We start from the raw sequence: 4,267 nt of genomic DNA, 5'->3' as shown, positions 1-4,267 counted from the left end.
GGGTATAGGTTGCCCCGAAGGGAAGCGGTTTTATAGGGGGTCGGGCGAAATTTTGCGTTTGCCGAAGGGATTTCGGTTACCGGAGCAGAATAGACTGGAAGGGGAATCTGGGGTGTGTTGGCCGGGGCGCAGGACGGACGGCATCTGCAGCGCCGGCGGCGGTGGCTCTGTACACGCCCAAAGGGGCACCCATATCTAACGCAGGAGTAAAACTATGGACAAGGGGAGGTCTTCCGGGGTGCGGGTAGCAGTGTTGCTCGGCGGCCGGTCGGCGGAGAGAGAGATATCGCTCAAGTCAGGCGAGGCCGTTTACCAGGCGCTACGCGAAAAAGGGCGGGAGGCGGTGAAGATCGACGTGGGGCCTGACGTGGCGGAAAGACTCCGCGAGGTTCGCCCCGACGTTGCCTTCATCGCCCTACACGGGAAGGGCGGCGAGGACGGGAGCATTCAGGGGTTGTTAGAGGTGCTCGGCATCCCTTACACGGGGCCGGGTATCCTGGCGAGCGCCTTAGCGATGGATAAGATCGCTACGAAGCGGATGCTAACCGCAGCCGGGCTGTCGACACCACCTTTTATCACCCTTGAACAAAACGGGGTAACGTTCGAATCTCTCGCGGCTGAGGTTCTTCAAGCAATGCCCCTGCCGGTGGTGGTAAAGGCACCGACGCAGGGCTCCTCCATCGGGATGAGTATTGTTAGACGTGCAGAAGGGCTGGTGCCGGCACTGTCCGAAGCCTTCCGCTACGACCCGGTAGTCCTGGTGGAGCAGTTTGTCCCGGGGGTGGAGGTGACGGCGGCGGTTTTAGGGAATAAACGCCCGGTCGTTTTGCCACTTATCGAGATTGTTGCGGCCAAAGGGGTCTACGATTACGAAGCCAAGTATACCCCCGGGATGAGCGACCATATTATTCCGCCGCGCGTCGACGCCCGGCTCCAGGAAGAAATTAACGCGGCGGCGCTGGCCACTTACAAATTACTTGGCTGCCGGGGCTTCTCCCGGATCGATTTTATCGCCGGGGCGGACGGTAAGCCGTATATTTTAGAGGTGAACACGATTCCCGGGCTCACTGCGGTGAGCCTCTTTCCGGACGCGGCGCGGGCCGCGGGCATCTCCTTCGCCGACCTGGTAGAAAAGCTCATCGCGCTGGCGCTCGGAGAGGAGTAAGGGCGGCTATGGAACTGACGCGGGAAAGATTCGCCCGAATGATCGACCATACGCTCCTCAAACCCGACGCGCGGCGCGGTGACATCTGCCGTCTCTGCGCTGAAGCGGTTACGTGGGGCTTCGGGGCGGTCTGCGTGAACCCCGCCTACGTGCCGTTAGCGGTACGGGAGTTGGCGGGCTCTGGGGTTAAGGTCTGCACCGTGATCGGTTTTCCTCTCGGGGCGACAAGTATAACGGCGAAGGTTGCCGAGGCGGAGCAGGCGGCGCGTGACGGAGCGGTAGAGTTTGATCTGGTGCCTCATTTAGGGGCCCTCAAGGAGGGAGACGCCACCTATCTTGAGGATGAACTGCGGCGGGTGATAGGTGCTGCTCGTTCCGTTGCGGTAGGGGCCGTGATCAAGGTGATTCTTGAGACGGCGCTTCTGACAGAAGAAGAAAAGCGTTTCGGCTGCCGGCTTGTACTCGCTTGTGGCGCCGATTTCGTGAAGACCGCCACCGGCTTTGGGCCGGGCGGCGCGACCGAAGCGGATGTCCGCTTGCTGCGTGCCGCTGTTGGGGACAGACTCGGCGTGAAGGCGGCGGGAGGTATCCGCGATTTGGCAACGGCCCTCCGGATGATTGCCGCGGGAGCCAACCGGATCGGTACGAGTTCCGGCGTCCGGCTGGTGCAAGAATGGGGCGAAAAAGGGTCGGTCCCAAAGTTTAGCAGTAAGTGACCGAAAGGGGTAAGAAAAAATGAACTGGAAGATTCTCCTCCTGATTGCGGGTCTGGTGGGCCTTGTGGCGCTCTGGTACCTCTTCTCCCCCTGAGGGCCGCGCGGCCGGTGCTAGGGTTTAGCGCCAAAAATATTACTAAAGTTTTGGGGTCCCCGGCTTGTTTTTGGGCGCCATCTGTTGTATCCTGGAAGTAAACTAAGCCGCTTACGGAGAGCGGCAAAACTTCCACGGAGGAGGTAGAGCTTATGCCCCACTGTCAAAAACAAGGAGGCCACGTTCACGAGCACACCCATCCCGAGGTGCGCCACGCGCACCCCCACCGGCACGGGGACTTAGTGCACGAGCATGAGCACGTTCACCCGGCGGTCACCCATACGCACGAGCATGTACATCCTGCGGGTGGCGATCATGGCCACCTTCACCTCGATCACGACCACCACGCTACAGAACACGACCACCCGCACTAACCGGCTGGGAAGACGGACAGAAACGCCGGGTTGAAACCTGACGCCACCGCGAGCGAGAATGAGAAGCCCCTGGGCGCCAAGTCTGCTGGCGCCCAGGGGCTTTTGGGGTACGCGCGAGTATTGCGGTTTAATAGACACCCAGTAGGTTAAGCGCCAGGAGTAGAAGACCGGCTACCGCGATTCTTTTCACCACTATGGGGCTTACGCGCTTGGCGATCTGCGGCCCGATGTAGCCGCCTAAGAGGGCGGCGGGGAACATGATGAGAAAGAGAATCAGGTCAAAGTTACCGAACATGTAGTGGCGGCTGGTTCCCATCAGAGTGTTGAAGAAGATCGCTAATAGCGAGCTGCCCACCACCACGTACATCGGGAGGCGGAGCCCCACAGTTAGCAGCGGCACCATGAAGGGCCCGCCGCCGAAGCCGAACATTGAGGAGACAACGGCGATCAGGAAGCTACCGATGCAGCCGGCGACCACGTTTACGCTGAATTCCTGTCCCCAGAACTCGATCCGCATCCCTTACCCCTCCTTACTTGGCCTGCTTGGCCTTGGCGGCCTCCTCGGCGCGCTTTTTGAACTCTTTGAGGATCGCCTGTTCCTTCTTGTTCTTTTCGAGGTAGGCGGGAGTCGTTTGCCAGAGCATCAGCGCTGCTAGGACCAGGAGGATCCAGCCGAAGATGAATTTGAACTGCTCGAGAGTGATCAACTCGGTAAGCTTGGGTCCGATAAAGCCGCCGGCGACCATCGCTAGGCCAAGGGTGATCCCGAGCTTCCAGTTGATGAAGTTAATCTTCGAATAATTGTAGATACCGGAACCTTGCGAGAAGAGGACGGTGGGCATCACCGTACCGGCCACTACCGTGTGGGGGAGCGGCCAGAGCGAAACCAGGAGCGGGTTGAGGATGAACCCGCCGCCTGCGCCCATCAGGACGCCGAAGGTGGCGATGGCCAACGTCAGGAGGAAGGGTCCGAAGAGATTGACGCTGGTGCCGGCATTATTTAGGTAAACCATCGGGAAGCTGATGTGGTTTTCGATGGTTACCGGTTCGCTCTTGAGCTTTTTGCCGGCTACTGCCACTATCTTATACGTGCCGGGCGGGGAGCCCTTCTCGATCGTTATCTTCGCGCTGTAGGTGCCGTCGGGGTTGGTCTCAACCGCGGCTGCCAGCAGCTTGCCAGGGCTCCGGAAGCGGGCCTTGGCGAGTTGCATCGAGCGTTTTTTGTTCTCCTTTTCGTTCAGCGGTGGCAAAAGCTTACCGCGCGACCCGATGATGCTCGCCATGATGCTTGCCTGGTAGCAGTCGATGCTGATCTTGGCGGGAGCGCTGTAAGCTACGTCTGCCCCGAGTTGCTTCAGCGCTTCGGAGTATTTCCACTTTTTCCCCTGCTGCTTGATCCGGTCGAGTTCGGCCTTTTTTTCTACGGGAACAAAAATCTTGTAGTAGGCCGGCATTTCCTTCGTCATGTAGAGGATATAGGGAATTTTGCCGGTTTTAGGGTCCTTCTTATTGTCAAAATAAGAGGCCCGCGCTCTGTTTTCATTGTAAAGTTCAAGGTAGACAGGCTTTCCTGCCGGGGCCGTGCCGGTAACGGTAATGGTGCCGCCGTTCTGGAGTGTGGTCTTATCAACCTGTATCGTTACGGAATCTGCCGCAAGGCTAATCCCCGGGAAAAGAAAACAGACCGACACTACCGAGATTACGACTACTAAAAGCCACAGACGCTTCATTCCTTCTTTTCCCTCCCTACTTGAACAGTGGATGTGAGACGGCAGGGTTTTGCGGCGTTATCTTTGCTTTTTCACCTCCCTTGCGCTTGTGGGTACGTGCACCCATTCTTAGAGTATCATCCCGCAAGCGGTGCATGTTGTCGCCCGGGAGACGAATTATTGTCAAACGGTAGACAGCACGATGTCGG

General features: G+C 58.6%; 5 protein-coding genes. 2 read left to right on the top strand and 3 right to left on the bottom strand.

Annotation, left to right across the window (positions count from 1 at the left end; genetic code table 11):
* Nucleotides 1-238 precede the first annotated feature (238 nt).
* Together ACUVTA_RS08715 and deoC are read left to right on the top strand one after the other, a co-directional pair.
* Complete coding sequence (locus ACUVTA_RS08715; RefSeq protein WP_445952554.1) at nucleotides 239-1,165, top strand: D-alanine--D-alanine ligase; 927 nt, start codon at nucleotides 239-241, stop codon at nucleotides 1,163-1,165.
* Between the two features lie 8 nt (nucleotides 1,166-1,173).
* Complete coding sequence (gene deoC, locus ACUVTA_RS08710) at nucleotides 1,174-1,881, top strand: deoxyribose-phosphate aldolase (protein ID WP_445952553.1); 708 nt, start codon at nucleotides 1,174-1,176, stop codon at nucleotides 1,879-1,881.
* A gap of 333 nt (nucleotides 1,882-2,214) precedes the next feature.
* Here the strand turns inward: deoC and ACUVTA_RS08705 are convergent, their stop codons facing one another.
* The 3 genes from ACUVTA_RS08705 to ACUVTA_RS08695 form a co-directional block, all read right to left on the bottom strand.
* Nucleotides 2,215-2,346, bottom strand: a complete 132-nt coding sequence (locus ACUVTA_RS08705) for a hypothetical protein (protein WP_445952552.1) — start codon at nucleotides 2,344-2,346, stop codon at nucleotides 2,215-2,217.
* 130 nt (nucleotides 2,347-2,476) lie between these two features.
* Nucleotides 2,477-2,866, bottom strand: coding sequence for a sulfite exporter TauE/SafE family protein (locus ACUVTA_RS08700; protein ID WP_445952551.1), 390 nt, complete (start codon nucleotides 2,864-2,866; stop codon nucleotides 2,477-2,479).
* A gap of 13 nt (nucleotides 2,867-2,879) precedes the next feature.
* A complete protein-coding gene (locus ACUVTA_RS08695; protein WP_445952550.1) occupies nucleotides 2,880-4,079 on the bottom strand; it encodes a sulfite exporter TauE/SafE family protein in 1,200 nt (399 codons plus the stop codon).
* Nucleotides 4,080-4,267: the final 188 nt, after the last annotated feature.

The organism is Thermodesulfitimonas sp., assembly GCF_052743955.1.
The sequence above is the reverse complement of the archived record's forward strand: the minus strand, read 5'-3'. Positions and strand labels throughout refer to the sequence as shown.